The sequence below is a fragment of the Pseudomonas sp. SJZ077 genome (assembly GCF_007993905.1).
Lineage (GTDB): Bacteria > Pseudomonadota > Gammaproteobacteria > Pseudomonadales > Pseudomonadaceae > Aquipseudomonas > Aquipseudomonas mandelii.
Window position 1 is genome coordinate 107,288 of the sequence record NZ_VIUJ01000001.1, and the last position, 13,483, is coordinate 120,770.

A 13,483-nucleotide genomic window follows, 5' to 3' on the forward strand; every position below is an offset into this window, starting at 1 on the left:
CCGGGCAGACGCGTTTACGAGTGCGAATGCAGAAGGGGTTGATCAGTAGGTCTTGTCGCCGATGATTCCGGCACGCTCCATCTTGCGATGGCACGGCGGATAATCCATGACGGCGTAGTGCTGGGTGCTGCGGTTGTCCCAGATGGCGATGCTGTTGGGCTTCCAGCGCCAGCGCACCTGATACTCGGGGATGTAGGCCTGGCTGATCAGGTAGCGCAGCAACTCGCTCGCGCCGGGGTTGGCGTCCTGGCCGAAGCGCACCCGCTCGGGGGTGTGGTAGTTGCTCAAGTGCGTCGTGAAGGCGTTGACGAACAGCACCTTTTCCCCGGTTTCCGGGTGGGTGCGAACCACCGGGTGTTCGGCATCGGGATACATCGCCTTGAGCGCCAGACGCTTTTCGATTGGCATGGCAGCACCGAAACTCGCTTCGATGCTGTGGCGGGCGCGCAGGTCGGCAATTTTCACCTTCACGTCCTCCGGCAAACGCGCGTAAGCCTCGACCATGTTGGCCCACATCGTGTCGCCGCCCACCGGCGGGCATTCTACGCAGCGCAGCACGCAGCCCATCGGCGGCGCCTCGCGCCAGGTCGCGTCGGTGTGCCAGGCGTTTTCGTAGCGGTCCATCGGCTGGTCCGGATTCTTGTAGATGCGCACCAGCCCGGGATGATCCGGATCGCTGCCGGCCACCGGATGGTCCTCCAACTCACCGAAGCGGCGGGCGAAGGCCACGTGCTCGGCGCGAGTGATGTCCTGATCACGCAGGAACACCACCCGATGCTTGAGCAACTGAGCACGAATCTCGCAAAAAAGACCGTCGTCATGGACCGCGTCGGCAAGATTTACGCCGATCAGTTCGGCGCCAATGCTGCAGGTCAATTGTTCGACTTTCATGGCAGATCGCTCCTTAGATGACGAAAATCGACGAGCCCGTCGTTTTGCGTGACTCAAGGTCGCGATGGGCCTGTACGGCGTCCTCTAACGCATAATGCTGGTTGATCTCGATCTTGATCCGACCACTGCCGACGTGGTCGAACAGCTCGCCGGCCAGGGCAGCTTTCTCTTCCGGATCGGCGATGTAGTCGGCCAGCGCCGGACGGGTCAGGAACAGTGAGCCCTTCATCGCCAGCATCACCGGGTCGAAAGCCGGAATCGGACCGGATGCGGTGCCAACGCAGACCATCAGTCCCCGACGCTTGAGCGAATCCAGTGATCCCATGAAGGTGTTTTTGCCAACGCTGTCGAACACCACGTTGACTCCCACGCCGGCAGTCAGCTCGCGCACGCGCTGGGCGACATTTTCGTGGCTGTAATTGATGACATGGTCGCAGCCATGGGCCAGGGCAATTTCACCCTTGACCTCGGTGGACACAGTGCCGATGACGGTCAGGCCGAGCAGCTTGGCCCACTGTGAAACGATCAGCCCCACGCCACCGGCAGCGGCGTGCAGCAGAATGCTGTCGCCGGCCTTGAAATCATAAATGCGCCGCATCAGGTACGACGACGTCAGGCCACGCATGGTCATGGCGGCGGCCGTCTCGAAACTGATGGTTTCCGGCAGCTTGATCAGCGGCGCGGCCGCAATCAGTCGCTCGGTACTGTAGGCGCCCAAGGTATTGAGAAATCCGGTGTAGGTGACGCGATCCCCCACCTGAACGTTAGTCACACCCTCGCCGATGGCCTGGACCACACCGGACGCTTCAACCCCCATGCCGTTGGGCATCGGGATCGGGTAAGTGCCGTTACGAAAATAGGTGTCGGCATAGTTCAGGCCGACCGCCACATGACGAAGACGGACCTGGCCCGGACCGGGTTCGCCGACATCGACCTCTTCATAACAAAGAACGTCGGGACCACCGGTTTCGTAGAAGCGTACGGCTTTGGCCATTTTTTCTTATTCTCCAGTCTGTGCAGCGTCGATTTACGCTGATTGGACTGTAGGACGCCGCCTGGCCAGCTGCTTTTCATCAGACGACAATGGCTTTTCATTTCATGACAATTGGCCCCTGGCGCCCCCTTCTTAGCAAACCCGGTCAGCGCCATAGCGCAATTCAATTGACGCGCCACGGCCGGCTGTATGGGCTCTCACACTCAAAACCCGGACACAAAAAACCCCGCACACTGGCGGGGTTCTCAAACAGCAGGTGACTTACCAGGTACCCGTGCCACAAGGATTTTCTTTTGACGCATAAGGCTTGGTCAATTTGCTGAATCCCAACTTTCAATCGCCTTAAGGCTTGGGATGTTCGCTCGATACTGAATTATTGGCATCTACATCGGCCATTTCTTCATCGACAGGCGCCTCGTCGCCCCCTGGCAGCGGAACCTCAGGTTCATTCTCCTTTGGATCATGGCCTGTTTCGTTATCAGTGCCGCCCGTGACGCCCTGTTGGGATTTGTTTCCTGGGGCATTTTCATCAATGTCCATGCTGGCTCTCCGTTCTGATGCACGGGATGTCGGTGCATGAACATCAGAGAGAAGCCAGGCCTTGCTAGTGCCGGGCACTGGACGAACGGCAGTGTGAGCTCGGATACAAAAGCAGACCGCCGGCATAACAATCTCGAAAAGTCATAACCCGACCTTTTCACCTGCGTCTCACGCTATAGAGGCAGAGGTCGATCTTGCACAACGCGTTTCATGACAAGCGTTGAGGTTAACCGTTGAGCGTTGGGCCCTGACTCCCATTTCGAAGGCTATGGTCGCAGCGATTCCGGTTGATCGTGATAGCCACCCTGGAGGCGCCCCTGAATCGGTCTTTCAGCACCACATCCTTGAAAAATTTTTCCGCGTACAACTGATCGAAGTCAAAGCCGGTCAACGCACAGCGGATAGCATAAAACCTGACCTTAACGCTAAGGATTGAGGGCTCTCCATGGACCTCGTACTGAAGCTATTCAATGGCGGAGCCGGCAGTCTGGCTTCCTACTTGGCAGCCCACGTCCTTCTTTGCCTGTTGCCGGCGTTTTTTATCGCCGGGGCCATGACAGCACTTATTCCTAAAGCCAGCATCACTCACTGGCTAGGTCGACATGCACCTGTTTACGTTTCCTACCCTGCGGCGGTACTAGCCGGGTCACTGATTGCCGTCTGCTCATGCACAATTGTTCCTTTGTTCGCGGGCGTTTACCGCAAAGGAGCAGGTATCGGCCCGGCGATCACCTTCCTGTTTTTTGCTCCCGCAGGAAACATCATGGCCCTGGCCTATACCGGCAATATTCTGGGAGCGGAGTTTGCAATCGCCCGTCTGATCCTCTGCCTGATCTTCGGTATCGGTATTGGCTTGCTGATGGCTACCCTATTCTGGAAAGACGACCTGACCCACGACGCACAGGCGGATGCCCTGTTCGCAGAGAAGGCCAGCGTTTCCGGGCCTGCACTGGGCGTACTGCTATCTTTGGTGGCCTTGCTGATTGCGGGCACCTTGAAACTGTGGCCCCTGACCGCAGATCTGATCAGTTTCAAAGTTCCGCTTTTCTGGCCCCAGGCGTGGCAGGACACCTTGTTTGACTGGGTTCCATACGACGCCAGTAAAGGAGAAGAAGGCGTGAGCTTCCAAGGGTCTGTTCTCATCGCCCTACTCCTGATGATTGCCGCCACGGCCAAACGTGGTCTGGATAACATCACTGAAGGTGCCAACAACTGGACATGGGTTGCGCTGGGGCTGACCGCTAGTACCTTGCTGATCGCGTCAATGCGACTGACGCCAGAACCTGGCACATTAGCCTTTACCTTCACGGGTCGTGTATTCGGTGTCGCATTGACCATGCTGTCTGTTGGGTACTTTGCCCGAAAACTGCCAGCCGAAGACTGGCAAGGCTGGCTGTGGGAAGCCTGGCGCTTCGTCAAGCAGATATTTGTTGTGCTGGTGGTGGGTGTATTCATTGTCGGCATGGTTCGCCAGGTGATTCAACCCGAGTGGATTGAAAGCCTTGCAGGCAGCAACACAGTGCTCGCCAATGCCATAGCGGTAGGGTTCGGCGTGTTCATGTACTTCCCAACCCTGGTAGAAGTGCCCGTCGCCCGCATGTTCCTTGATCTCGGCATGCATCCTGGTCCGCTCTTGGCCTACTTGATGGCGGATCCTGAACTTAGCTTGCAGAGCATGCTCATGGTGGCGGCGGTGATTGGTCGCAAGAAGACCGCAGCCTACGTTGGGTTAGTCGCTTCGTTCAGCATCGTGGCCGGCCTGCTATTTGGTGCCTGGGTCGATGGCACCCACTGGCTGACCCTTGGTGCAGGAATGGCGGCCTCGCTGGCCATAACTGGCGCAATTTACCAGCTGATCCGTTATCAACGTAAAGAAACAGCAAGCTAACTTACACACCAAGGAGCTTCCAATGCTGAACATCAAAATCCTGGGTTCGGGGTGTGCCAACTGCAAGAAGCTGGAGGCCGTTGCCCGTCAGGCCACGCAGAATCTAAATATCCAGGCCGAATTCGAAAAGATCACCGACATGGGCAAGATGATGACTTATGACATCCTCGCCACGCCGGCTCTGGTGATCAACGAGAAGGTTGTAAGCAGCGGGAAGATTCCGACTGTTGCGGATATTCAGGGCTGGATTTCGACTGCGCAATGATGCGCTGAAGGAGGATATCCTTCATCCCCCTGGTTATTGCGCCACTCAGCTGTAAATCATGTCCCTTCAATCGTCTTGTCCATACCGGACGGACGCTTGGCGGGTGTCTCGCCGTTATCAAAAGCGCTCAATGCGAACGCTGCAATCACCACGAAAGACAGTGCGGGGATGTGGATAAATTGCCCATGGCGTACCTCCGACAGCTGCTGATTCAGGCTCTACCGCCCCCCCCAAAAAAACGCACATAGCGCGAAGAGGCTCATCGGCCTGACAGTTTCATATCGCCTCGGCATGCCTTGGCAGCCCGATAGAAATCAGTGCTGCGAGCAGAACGAATGCGCTCGATATCCACAAGCACGCTTGCAGCCCATACACCTGATAAACCCACCCGGACAGTACTGTACCTATCAGCCTTCCCATCGCATTCGACATGTAATAAAACCCCACATCCAGCGACACGCCATCTTCCTTGGCATAGGACACGATCAAGTAGCTGTGCAGCGACGAATTCACCGCGAACAGCGCACCAAAGACCATCAATCCGCCGAGTAGCATCATCTGCTGCGACAAAGCCGTGTTAAGCCCGAGAGCAATTGCCGCAGGCAGCCCTGCCAGTGCAAGGGCCCACAGAAATGCCGCACGACCATCCGGTACGTGGCCGCGTTTCTTGCCAGTAATGTTGGGCGCAAACGACTGCACGATGCCGTAGCCGATCACCCACGCCGCAAGGAAGCCGCCAACCTTCCAGAAGTCCCAGCCGAACACGCTGCTCAGGTACACCGGCAAGGCCACCACAAACCAGACATCACGGGCTCCGAACAAGAACATCCGCGCCGCCGAGAGGATATTGATCGCCCGACTCTTGGACAGGATGTCGCGAAACTTGGGTTTGGCTTTCGCTTTGCCCAAGTCCTTCTTCAGCAGTATCAAGCTGCTGATCCAGATCAGCGCCAGAACACCCGCCATGGCCAGCAATGCACCTTTGAAGCCGATCAATGCCAGCAAGGCTCCGCCGAGAAAGAAGCCGACCCCCTTGAGTGCGTTCTTCGAGCCGGTGAGGATTGCCACCCACTTGTAGAGCTTTCCCTGTTGCCCATCCGGAACAAGAAGCTTGATGGAGCTTTTGGCGCTCATCTTGTTCAGGTCTTTGGCAATCCCCGACAGCGCCTGTGCGCCCATCACCCATGGGATGGTTAGCCAAGCGACAGGAACCGTCAGCATCAACAGCGCCACGACTTGGATGCCCAGCCCGATATTCATGGTTCGGTTCAGGCCCAGCCGGGCGCCGAGGTAGCCACCCACCAGGTTGGTGATCACGCCAAAGATTTCGTAGAACAGAAACAACGCCGCGATTTGCAGTGGGCTGTAGCCCAACGCGTGAAAGTGCAACACCACCAACATGCGCAAGGCACCGTCGGTGAGGGTGAAGGCCCAATAGTTGCCCGTGACGAGCAAGTACTGCCGCACTTCCGGAGCGAGGGCTGACAACGCTTTCATGACCGCTCCTTAGTCCGCCAGACTGACCAGTCTGGCCAGTTCGACGGCGCGATTGGCATAGCCCCATTCGTTGTCGTACCAGGCATAGATCTTCACTTGAGTACCATTGATCACCATCGTCGACAGGGCATCGATGATCGATGAGCGCGGGTCGGTGCGGTAGTCGATGGACACCAACGGACGCTCCTCAAAACCGAGGATGTCTTTCAGCTCGTTCTCGGAGGCGTCCTTGAGGAGTTGATTCACCTCTTCGACAGTGGTAGCACGCTCGACTTCAAAGACGCAGTCGGTCAGCGACGCGTTGGCCAGCGGCACGCGTACGGCGTGGCCGTTTAGGCGCCCACGCAGCTCTGGGAAGATTTCGGCAATCGCGGTGGCCGAGCCGGTGCTGGTTGGAATCAGGCTCATGCCCGAAGCACGCGCACGACGCAGATCCTTGTGCGGTTGATCGAGAATGCTTTGGGTGTTCGTCAGGTCGTGGATAGTGGTGATCGAGCCATGACGAATGCCCAGTTTCTCGTGGATGACTTTCACCACGGGCGCCAGACAGTTAGTGGTGCACGAAGCGGCGGTAACGATGCGATGTTCAGCCGGTTTGAACAACTGATGGTTGACGCCCATGACGACGTTCAACGCCCCTTTTTCCTTCACCGGAGCGCAAACCACCACACGCTTGACGCCCTGATCCAGGTAGGCTTGCAACACCGCCACGGTTTTCATCTTGCCGCTGGCCTCGATCACCAGATCGCAACCCGACCAGTCGGTGTCGGCAATCGCTTTGTTAGCGGTCACCTTGATGCGCTTGCCGCCAATCACCACCTGATCGCCTTCCGCGCTGGCTTCGTGGTGCCAACGACCATGCACCGAGTCGAAGTTCAGCAAGTGTGCATGCGTCGCCGCGTCACCCGCTGGATCGTTGATCTGCACGAATTCGAATTCTGGCCAGCCCCAGGCTGCTCGCAGCGCGAGGCGACCGATCCGACCGAAACCATTGATGCCAACTTTGATAGTCATGTTGTTGTGCTCTGTATCTGTTGTCAGTGGGAGTTCGACTGAGTGTCGAACTGGCCGATGTATTCGATATGGGCAGGATGTTGAATGGCGCGTGGACGCAACGACTGAACATCGCGGATGGCATCGCTAAAGGGCACATCGCTCTCGATCAACAGTTGAGCGGCGACCAAACCGGTACGACCCGAGCCGCCCTTGCAATGGATGGCGATGGTTCTCCCTTCGGTCAGCCGCTGCGGGGTGAAGATCAATTGGCCATTGAACTGTGCCAAGGGAAGTACGGAATATGGGTGTTGTTGCACGGTGAAAAATCCTCAGATGGAGCGCTGATTGACACGTTTCATGAGTTCTTCCGCCGACTCTTTGCGCTCGGAATAACGATCAACCAGATAGTCCTGACGGTCGCGAAGCAGCAGCGTGAATTTCACCAACTCTTCCATCACATCCACGATGCGGTCGTAGAACGGAGAAGGTTTCATCCGGCCGTTATCGTCGAACTCCATATAGGCCTTTGGCACGGAGGATTGGTTGGGGATGGTGAACATGCGCATCCAACGTCCCAGCACTCGCAGCTGATTGACCACGTTGAACGACTGCGAGCCACCACACACCTGCATGACGGCGAGGGTTTTGCCCTGGGTCGGGCGTACCGCACCCATTGCGAGTGGCACCCAGTCGATCTGCGCCTTGAAGACCGCGCTCATGGAACCGTGACGCTCCGGGGAACACCAGACCTGCCCTTCCGACCACAACATCAGCTCGCGTAACTCCTTCACGCGCGGATGGTTGTCGGGGGCGTCATCTGGCAGCGGCAAACCGGACGGATTGAAAATCCGCGCCTCGGCGCCGAAGTGCTCCAGCAGTCGAGCGGCCTCCTCGACCATCAGGCGACTGAAGGAGCGCTCACGGGTCGATCCGTACAGCAGCAAAATGCGCGGCTTGTGGATGGAGGTCTTCTCGATGCCCAGCTTGTCAGCCGATGGAAGATCAACCAGGTCGGTATCGAGTTGGGGGATGTCGTCTTCAAACATAGTCTTTGTCCTGCGCAACAGCGCTCTTGGAGTCATCGAACCAACGGCACTTCAACCAGATATCAGTCCAGGAAGGAAAGGCGATTTTTACTCATGGTCATTGTTCCTGTGGTTACAGCATGCCAATCAGGGCCAGTTCTGCCTTGAGCTGTTCGGCACTCAGTTGGGCAAGCGGTAAAGCCAAGAAAGCTTCAATACGGGTTTTGATCTGCTCCAAGGTGGCTTCAAAAGCCGCCCCGATCTCTTCTTGCGTCCCGTGGTATTCCGAAGGGTCAGCCAACCCCCAGTGCGCCTTGGTGGCCGGTCCGAAAAATACCGGACACGCCTCACCGGCAGCCTTGTCGCACACCGTGATGACGAAATCAGGTGCCAAATTCACATGGACATCGCTGGACTTACTGAACAGCCCGAGCGTCGACATACCAGCGTTTTCCAAAGTTTTGAGACTCAGCGGATGCACGTCGCCTTTGGGTTGACTGCCCGCGCTGTAGGCTTTCATGCCTTGCGGTGCCAAGTGATTGAAAACCGCCTCACAAAGGATGCTGCGACAGCTATTGGCCGTGCAGAGGAACAGGATTTTCATCGAGTGATCTCATAGTCGAAGACGGAATCAGGCGATTTTGTTTTCACAGCACACGGCTGCCCGTTCAGGACGGTCACCCATTTCATCAAGGCGTTTGGCATCAGGGCTCAACCAGTGCTTGTTGCTTTCCAGCACGGTGGTCAGCACTTGATGAACCCAATCAGGGAGATTCGGGTGAAGTCGGTAATACACCCATTGGCCTTGCCGACGGTCCGACAACAGGCCACAAGTACGCAGTTGCGCCAGGTGCCTGGAGATTTTTGGCTGACTCTCGTTCAACGCGCAGGTCAGCTCGCAAACACAAAGCTCTCCTTCACGGGTGATGAGCATCATCGTGCGGACCCGAGTGTCGTCAGCAAGGCATTTGAAAACAGTGGTCGGTGTCAGATGGTCAGCCATATCGTTTTCTCAGTGCTTGTTTTTGACCAAGACGAACATCTTGATGCGCTCATGAATTTCGTGAAGGGTGTGACGGAAGGCATCGGGTTTGGTGCTGGTGACTGGGTCTTCAAAACTCCAGGCCAATGCCTCACCCGCTCCAGGTAAAGACCGGCATTGCGCAGCGGATTTATCACACAAGGTGATGACGTAATCGAAACGCTCACCATGGAACTCGTCTATCGACTTGCTACGTAATCCTTCGGTGCTCACACCGATGTGTGAAAGCACCTCGAAGGTGCGCGGATCTACCTGAGTTGGAGTTGTGCCGGCGCTGAACGCCTCGAAATGCTCCGAATCGGTATGCCTCAGCAACGCCTGGGCCAACTGGGAGCGTGCAGCGTTGGCAGTACAGACAAACAGAACACGGGCTTTGCTGGTCATTGTGAAGCCTCAGCTCATATGCGGTTTGACGAATATATGTTTTTCCGTATGTAAGGTAAAGAGCCAACGAACATTAATCCATCAAAACGATTGGACGCCGCCGAGCACCTTCAATAAAAGCTTTGTATCAAGGCGCTAGCCAGCCTTCCGTGTCTCCTCAAATATCTGCGACGATGTATATATGGTTTCTGTAATGAATCTGTCACCCACGCAGAAATAGGTCGCCCTTGGTTCAAGGACTACCTGGACGTGCAAAAGAAAAAAAGAAGGTCGCCCCTATGCCGCCCCGGTCATCGAGGCGGGTCAGGTTGCTGCGCACTAGGCTTTGCAACAAACCGGCGAGGTACGCTTTGAGTTGCGGGATCAAGTGCGATACGCAACTCGGCGAGCAGGCTCCTGTCAGGTCGGAATCCAGTCGCCACAATGATTGGGTCCACAGGTGGAAGTATCTGGCCTCCCGCCTTCACAACCAACCCTTGATCTATCCTTCTGGCATCAGATCCGGATCAAAAAACAGATCAGCATCTCCAGCAAAAAAGTATCTTGGAGGACGGCTCGATGGAACGATGGCGACCAAAGGGTCTCGGTCTACCCGTTGGATAAACCTCATATCTAATGCTGCCGCTTCCGACTGCGAAACTATCTCGTCACCCAGTGAATCCATGCTCACCGCCCCAGCAAAAACGCTATTAACACCCAAGCGACTTAGCGCTCGTGCAACGTTCCAGGGAGCACCGCCTGGGTAACCTTTCCACTGTCCAGGAGTGCCTTGGACAAGGTCGGTCAGGGCTTCGCCAAATACTACTGCGCGAGGTAATACCATCGTCATTTCCTCATTTTTTTTAGGGATAACTGCTGGCTGATCAGTTTTGACCGGTAATCAATTACTCAATACGCTTGGTGAAAAGCAGGGATCGATGAGCTGAAGGCGTGTTGGCCGACGCGTTCAAACATTAAAACCAGGTTTCCATTTGTATCCCGTATTGCCACACACCTCCGGCGTTGAAGTCCGTCTTGCCGAAGGAGTCTGAGGTACTGTATCTGTCCAGATCCGAAGACCAATTCATGAAGCTCGCGAACACACGCAGTTCGGGACGAGTGAGCAGGTCTCCAACGTCAGGTTTGAATGTCGGCGCGATCGTGAATTTCCAGAAGTTACCGTCGACCGCATTACGTTGTAGATAGCCCTTCGGGTCGAGGTTCATGGTTTGCCAGCTCATTTCGTAGGCCATCTCGAAATTGCTGTTGATTGCATTGGCCAAACGCATGTTCAGGGTCATCCAACGGTAATTGTCACCTTTAACGTATCTATCCTTGCTCTGTTCGACCAACAAGCTGGGGCCGATGCGCCAACCAGGCGCTATGGGTGTCTCGCCGTAAAGTGCCAGGCGCAGAGCGCGGGCATCGTCAATCAGTTCCCCATCCGAGCCGACGTTCTTGACCTCTGCCCCCAGACCTTGCCCATAGAGCAGTGCCGTTTTGAAGAAGCCTTCTCGGCCGAAAAAGTTTTTCTGGTGATTGGCCAGCATGCTGTGCAACCCGGAATCTGCTGGTGTCAGCCCCGCTTCATTACTGCGGGTGCCAATGTCGTTTTTCCTGGAGCCAATGGCATTGAACATCCACTGCCACTGACCATTATCGAAGAACTGGTTGGAGGTCAGAATGTAGCTTTCCACGTCTGCGTTGATGCCGCCCTCACTGAAATCCCCGTAGTTACGCCCGACCAAGGAGTAATTCGAGCGCCAACTCTTGTTCATCTGCACATCGTAGATTCCCCCCCCGGTACCAGCCAGATAGACAACGTCCGAGTCCAGCCAGTGGATATCGAAGTTATCTCGATCAAATCGCTTACCTGCCCACAAGGTCGCGTTCTCGAACACTGAATTACCCTTGAATGCAGCGAGATGGTCGAGCTCTGTAAATACCTGACGCACGTTCAGGTTGCTTTCGTCGGCCGTCCAGTCATTGGAGCTTTCCACTCCATCGGCAATGGAAACCGTGAATTTGGAACGGGTGCCGTTCTGCGCATAGGCCTCTTTCGACAGGTCGATGCGCATGTAGGTGTCGTCTTCATTGCCGAGTCGCCCGACGGCGCCACCGACTGAACCGGCCGGGGTTGTATAAGGGCCGCCACGACCACCACCTAGCCCATCGTTGATCAGCAATCCGGAACGGGCATAACCCTTAAAGCTGAAGCCGTCCGTGAGGTGGCCGCTGCTGCCCTGCTTTTCCAAGCTTTGCTGACGGGCTTCCAGTTTTGCCAGCCGGGTGTCCAACCCAGGCGCCTCAATGGCTGTCGCAGTGGACGCAACAGGCTGCGCGGCGGGAGTGGCGAGTTTGATCTGCTGCAATTCCCTGGCGAGTGCCTGGGTTTGTTGTTCAGCTGCGGCTGCGCGCTTTTCCGCTGCGCTGGCACGGACTTCAAACGCGGCCATGCGTTCTTCCAGAGTCGCGGCCTGAGAGGTCGCCGCCGAGGTGCCGAGCACACCTGCGAGTAGCCAGCTTGATGCTTTCTGCATGTGGATTCCCTGTTTTGTTTTTATTGTGTAATTCCCGCGACCATCCATTTTTCGTGAGTTGTAAATTGTGGTAATCGACGAAAAAATGGATGCTTCATCGCAAATACGCTGCTACATTTGGCGATGTTAACGTTAACTTTTCTAAAAACAAAAATAAAGGGTGCTCAATGAAACATCTGAAATCTCTCCTTCCTGCAGCACTAATCACCCTCTGTGCCGGACTTCCATCCGTCTCGAGCGCAGCCGATTTGACGATTTCGTGCGGTGCAGTGGGGGCCGAATTACAACTGTGCAAGGAGGCTGTCGAGGCGTGGTCGAAACAGACCGGCAACAACGTCGAGGTGGTTTCCACGCCTAACTCGGCAACCGAGAGGTTGTCGTTCTACCAACAGATCCTCAGTGCTCAGTCCACCGACATCGACATCATTCAAATCGATATGGTGTGGCCAGGGATGCTGGCCAAACATCTGATGGATCTGCGCGAGGTGCTGCCCGCCAACGCGACTCAAGGTTACTTCCAGACACAGGTGGATAACGCCACGGTGAATGGACGACTGGTGACGATGCCGTGGTTCACCGACTCGGGCCTGCTGTATTACCGCAAGGATTTGCTTGAGAAGTACGCCAAGCAGGTTCCCCAGACCTGGGAGGAAATGACCGCGACCGCCAGGGATGTTCAACAAGCAGAGCGCACTGCCGGGAACCCCAATGCATGGGGTTACATCTTTCAGGGACGCGCTTACGAGGGGCTGACGTGTAATGCGCTGGAGTGGATCAGCAGCCATCCGGAAGGCGGACTGGTCAATCCAGCAGGAGATATCGTGGTCAACAGTCAGGCCTCGAGAACTGCTTTGACCCTGGCGAAAAGCTGGGTAGGAGACATCTCCCCGCGTGGCGTACTCAACTACACCGAGGAAGAAGGACGAGGCGTATTCCAGTCGGGAAATGCGTTGTTCATGCGTAACTGGCCTTATGTCTGGGCCTTGGTACAAAGCCAGGATAGTGCCGTAAAAGATAAAGTCGGCGTCGCTCCCCTGCCCCGAGGCGGCATGACCGGCACCCATGCCTCCACCCTCGGTGGCTGGGGCCTGGCGGTATCGCGTTACAGCGCCCATCCAAAACTTGCCGCAGAGCTGGTGACCTACCTGACCAGTGCCCGACAGCAAAAACATCGAGCTTTAGTAGGCGGCTATAACCCGGTTATCGAGTCGCTTTATCAAGACCCCGAGCTGCTCGCGGCCATGCCTTATTACAGTCAACTCCTCAGTATTCTCAACGAAGGGGTCATGCGCCCCGCCTCAATAACAGCCGAGCGCTATCCACGGGTCTCCAACGCGTTCTTCGATCGAGTGCATGGCGTGCTGGCAGGCGAGTTGCCGGTCGATCAGGCGCTGGCCGAACTGGAAAGCGAACTCACGCGCATCAAACGCCGGAACTGGTAA

The 13,483-nt window shown here is 56.2% G+C and carries 13 protein-coding genes and 3 pseudogenes; 3 read left to right on the forward strand and 13 right to left on the reverse strand.

The genetic code is table 11. The features are described from left to right. Window positions 1-42: 42 nt before the first annotated feature. The 4 genes and pseudogenes from FBY01_RS00490 to FBY01_RS00505 all read right to left on the reverse strand — a co-directional run. Window positions 43-891, reverse strand: a complete 849-nt coding sequence (locus FBY01_RS00490; protein WP_083376320.1) for a TauD/TfdA family dioxygenase — start codon at window positions 889-891, stop codon at window positions 43-45. 13 nt (window positions 892-904) lie between these two features. Further along, window positions 905-1,885, reverse strand: coding sequence for a quinone oxidoreductase (locus FBY01_RS00495; RefSeq protein ID WP_145306257.1), 981 nt, complete (start codon window positions 1,883-1,885; stop codon window positions 905-907). A gap of 342 nt (window positions 1,886-2,227) precedes the next feature. Continuing rightward, window positions 2,228-2,425, reverse strand: a complete 198-nt coding sequence (locus FBY01_RS00500; protein ID WP_010455843.1) for a hypothetical protein — start codon at window positions 2,423-2,425, stop codon at window positions 2,228-2,230. 173 nt (window positions 2,426-2,598) lie between these two features. After that, window positions 2,599-2,670: pseudogene (locus FBY01_RS00505) on the reverse strand (AsnC family transcriptional regulator); the annotation flags it as partial. Between the two features lie 200 nt (window positions 2,671-2,870). On the opposite strand from FBY01_RS00505, the gene FBY01_RS00510 reads away from it, so the two are divergent. Both FBY01_RS00510 and FBY01_RS00515 read left to right on the forward strand, forming a co-directional pair. Further along, a complete protein-coding gene (locus FBY01_RS00510; RefSeq protein ID WP_145306255.1) occupies window positions 2,871-4,313 on the forward strand; it encodes a permease in 1,443 nt (480 codons plus the stop codon). A gap of 22 nt (window positions 4,314-4,335) precedes the next feature. Next, the gene (locus FBY01_RS00515) at window positions 4,336-4,578 is read left to right on the forward strand and encodes a thioredoxin family protein (RefSeq protein WP_010455847.1); all 243 of its coding nucleotides are present in this window, start codon (window positions 4,336-4,338) and stop codon (window positions 4,576-4,578) included. 276 nt (window positions 4,579-4,854) lie between these two features. On the opposite strand, the gene arsJ is transcribed toward FBY01_RS00515, so the two are convergent. From arsJ to FBY01_RS00555, 9 genes and pseudogenes are all read right to left on the reverse strand, one after another. Continuing rightward, on the reverse strand, window positions 4,855-6,075 hold the full coding sequence (arsJ, locus tag FBY01_RS00520) for an organoarsenical effux MFS transporter ArsJ (RefSeq protein WP_145306253.1): 1,221 nt from the start codon (window positions 6,073-6,075) through the stop codon (window positions 4,855-4,857). Between the two features lie 9 nt (window positions 6,076-6,084). Further along, entirely contained in the window at window positions 6,085-7,089 is a 1,005-nt protein-coding gene (locus FBY01_RS00525; RefSeq protein ID WP_077748114.1) for an ArsJ-associated glyceraldehyde-3-phosphate dehydrogenase, read from the reverse strand. Between the two features lie 23 nt (window positions 7,090-7,112). Then, window positions 7,113-7,307: pseudogene (locus tag FBY01_RS00530) on the reverse strand (protein phosphatase); the annotation flags it as partial. Between the two features lie 93 nt (window positions 7,308-7,400). After that, window positions 7,401-8,117, reverse strand: a complete 717-nt coding sequence (gene arsH / locus FBY01_RS00535; RefSeq protein WP_010455860.1) for an arsenical resistance protein ArsH — start codon at window positions 8,115-8,117, stop codon at window positions 7,401-7,403. A gap of 112 nt (window positions 8,118-8,229) precedes the next feature. Further along, entirely contained in the window at window positions 8,230-8,700 is a 471-nt protein-coding gene (locus tag FBY01_RS00540; RefSeq protein ID WP_145306249.1) for an arsenate reductase ArsC, read from the reverse strand. A 27-nt stretch (window positions 8,701-8,727) separates the two neighbouring features. Next, window positions 8,728-9,099, reverse strand: coding sequence for a metalloregulator ArsR/SmtB family transcription factor (locus tag FBY01_RS31720; RefSeq protein ID WP_145306247.1), 372 nt, complete (start codon window positions 9,097-9,099; stop codon window positions 8,728-8,730). A 9-nt stretch (window positions 9,100-9,108) separates the two neighbouring features. Beyond that, entirely contained in the window at window positions 9,109-9,522 is a 414-nt protein-coding gene (locus FBY01_RS31725) for an arsenate reductase ArsC (protein WP_083376316.1), read from the reverse strand. Window positions 9,523-10,006: 484 nt separating this feature from the next. Further along, a pseudogene (locus FBY01_RS00550) lies at window positions 10,007-10,345 on the reverse strand (PfkB family carbohydrate kinase); the annotation flags it as partial. 130 nt (window positions 10,346-10,475) lie between these two features. Then, complete coding sequence (locus FBY01_RS00555; RefSeq protein ID WP_145306245.1) at window positions 10,476-12,041, reverse strand: carbohydrate porin; 1,566 nt, start codon at window positions 12,039-12,041, stop codon at window positions 10,476-10,478. Between the two features lie 167 nt (window positions 12,042-12,208). Between FBY01_RS00555 and FBY01_RS00560 the strand changes: the two genes are divergently transcribed. After that, complete coding sequence (locus FBY01_RS00560) at window positions 12,209-13,483, forward strand: ABC transporter substrate-binding protein (RefSeq protein WP_145306359.1); 1,275 nt, start codon at window positions 12,209-12,211, stop codon at window positions 13,481-13,483.

Bases quoted from the DNA above. Each gene is read 5' to 3' on its own strand.
- FBY01_RS00560 (WP_145306359.1), top strand. From the start codon at position 12,209: ATGAAACATCTGAAATCTCTCCTTCCTGCAGCACTAATCACCCTCTGT.
- arsJ (WP_145306253.1), bottom strand. From the start codon at position 6,075: ATGAAAGCGTTGTCAGCCCTCGCTCCGGAAGTGCGGCAGTACTTGCTC.
- FBY01_RS00525 (WP_077748114.1), bottom strand. From the start codon at position 7,089: ATGACTATCAAAGTTGGCATCAATGGTTTCGGTCGGATCGGTCGCCTC.
- FBY01_RS31725 (WP_083376316.1), bottom strand. From the start codon at position 9,522: ATGACCAGCAAAGCCCGTGTTCTGTTTGTCTGTACTGCCAACGCTGCA.
- FBY01_RS00500 (WP_010455843.1), bottom strand. From the start codon at position 2,425: ATGGACATTGATGAAAATGCCCCAGGAAACAAATCCCAACAGGGCGTC.
- arsH (WP_010455860.1), bottom strand. From the start codon at position 8,117: ATGTTTGAAGACGACATCCCCCAACTCGATACCGACCTGGTTGATCTT.
- FBY01_RS31720 (WP_145306247.1), bottom strand. From the start codon at position 9,099: ATGGCTGACCATCTGACACCGACCACTGTTTTCAAATGCCTTGCTGAC.
- FBY01_RS00490 (WP_083376320.1), bottom strand. From the start codon at position 891: ATGAAAGTCGAACAATTGACCTGCAGCATTGGCGCCGAACTGATCGGC.
- FBY01_RS00515 (WP_010455847.1), top strand. From the start codon at position 4,336: ATGCTGAACATCAAAATCCTGGGTTCGGGGTGTGCCAACTGCAAGAAG.
- FBY01_RS00510 (WP_145306255.1), top strand. From the start codon at position 2,871: ATGGACCTCGTACTGAAGCTATTCAATGGCGGAGCCGGCAGTCTGGCT.
- FBY01_RS00495 (WP_145306257.1), bottom strand. From the start codon at position 1,885: ATGGCCAAAGCCGTACGCTTCTACGAAACCGGTGGTCCCGACGTTCTT.
- FBY01_RS00555 (WP_145306245.1), bottom strand. From the start codon at position 12,041: ATGCAGAAAGCATCAAGCTGGCTACTCGCAGGTGTGCTCGGCACCTCG.
- FBY01_RS00540 (WP_145306249.1), bottom strand. From the start codon at position 8,700: ATGAAAATCCTGTTCCTCTGCACGGCCAATAGCTGTCGCAGCATCCTT.